Below are 1,885 nucleotides of genomic sequence, written 5' to 3' on the forward strand. Positions count from 1 at the left end.
GTGTTGTCGAGGGTGTTGGCGACTTTGTCTGCGTCTTGCTTTGCGCTCGTAGCGGACTTGGCCGCATTCTGCTCCGACGTGGCCGCCCTTGACGCGCTAGATGATGCCGACGTGGCGGAGGACCTAGCCCCACTAGCAGACGAGGCCGCATTCGTCTCAGACTTCTTCGCGTTGCTTTCTGCTGTTTCAGCGCGGGTAGCACCGTCTTGGGCTTTCTTCGCGTTCGCTACTGACGTGTCTACAAGCTCAACAGCCCTAGCGGCGAGTTTCTCAATCTCCCGCTTCGTGGCATCATCAGCCACCTTCGCGGCACTCACCACCTGGCGCAGCGTCTGCGTGGCCGCGTCACCGACAAGGATGGGGATTGTGTCCACCGCACGGCCCTGACTAATGAGGGCCAGCACGGCAGGCCCCGGCACTGCTGTGAACGTGACTTCTCCACCTGTGACGGGGAAACGGTCATTCCCTGTTGTGACCACGCCTTCTAGGTGGGTGCGTACTTTGGGGGCACGTACCCACACCTCCGAAACTTGCGCCGCACGCGACGACACAAACATAAGATTACCTTTAATTGTTGGCATTAGACCTCCTCAATCCAAGTACCGGTAAGCTCCGCACTCTTCATACGGCGAGCGCCCGAAGTCAGGGCGTTCGAATACACATCAACGCTGATAGTTTCCCCGGGGTTAATCGTGGCGTTCGAAACCGTGATAGACATCCATTGCTCCCCGTTGCCTAGGAACGTCAGCGGGCCCAGCTGTGTCTTGTTGTACGTCTTCAAAATACGGTCACCGGCACGGATACGGATACCGTAATTATCGTCATACGTTGCTGCTGCCCAGGTGACCTTCAACCGCAGGGTGGCCTGGCGGGCGGTCTTGGTGGGGGCGGGGTAGTTCATTATGTTCTGAAAAATACCGCGTGATATGTCACGACTACCAACGGATTTATCAACCGTGACCTGGCGCTTCGAGGCAGCAGCCCAGCGGGCGAAAATATAAACAATGCCGGATGTGGCACCGACAGTAAACGAATTAGCATTTGGCTCAAGCGTGCGAATAATATTGTATTTCTGTTCGATTACAGTATCGCCAAGCGAAGACGCTCCGTCGCTCCTGTACCACTGCACGTTAAACACGCTTCCGCCCACCATATCGGTGAGCGTGATTTGCCACCCCGGTTCCCCATCGCTTCGTTTCCTCACGGTGATATTAGGGTCTGACGTGCCCGCCGGGGTTGCCATAATCTCCCGGATACGGCCCTGGGACTCCGCTACGATCTGCTGCTGAATCGCGGTAATCTGCTCGATTTGCTCAGTCTGCTGGGCGTCAAGCTGCTCAGTGAGCCTGCGGAATTCCTCGTTCTGATTATTGATTTCAAGCTGCTGCGCTTGGAATTTAGCCGCGGCATCATTGATTTTCTGCTGCTGCTCATTCCACGCATCCTGCGACACCCACTTGATGTTGTTGACGTCGTTGTACGCGGACAGTGCGGCCAGGGTGAGGCTCGCGGACTGGTTGAACAGGTTCTGATTCTCCTCAGACCAGAAAGCAACCACCTTTTTTGTGGCCTCGTCAGTGGAATTTCCGGCCTCGTCAATGAGCCTGCCGTAGACTTCCAACTCCGTGGTAAACGACTCCGACAGGTCGCTAATCGCTTTCTGGCGGGCGCGGGACTCCTCCGACACAGCCAAAGACCGAGCCTGCGACTCATTTGCAATCTGCTGGGACAAGTTGCTGAAGGCATAGCTCATGTTCTCATTGGTTCGCGTCTCCTGCTCCGCCATAGCAGAAGATAAACCAATAGCCGTGTCCTCTAGCCGCGCTTCCAACTGGCCGCGCAGGTCTGTGCCAGCCTTTTCACGCGCCTTTTGTTCCTGGCGCAA

At 56.4% G+C, this 1,885-nt stretch carries 2 pseudogenes; both read right to left on the bottom strand.

The features are described from left to right. Nucleotides 1–557: pseudogene (locus HMPREF2978_RS08885) on the bottom strand (hypothetical protein); the annotation flags it as partial. 23 nt (nucleotides 558–580) lie between these two features. Further along, nucleotides 581–1,885: pseudogene (locus tag HMPREF2978_RS08890) on the bottom strand (hypothetical protein); the annotation flags it as partial.

Origin of the sequence: Corynebacterium sp. HMSC074C01, from assembly GCF_001814605.1 — a bacterium.
Lineage (GTDB): Bacteria > Actinomycetota > Actinomycetes > Mycobacteriales > Mycobacteriaceae > Corynebacterium.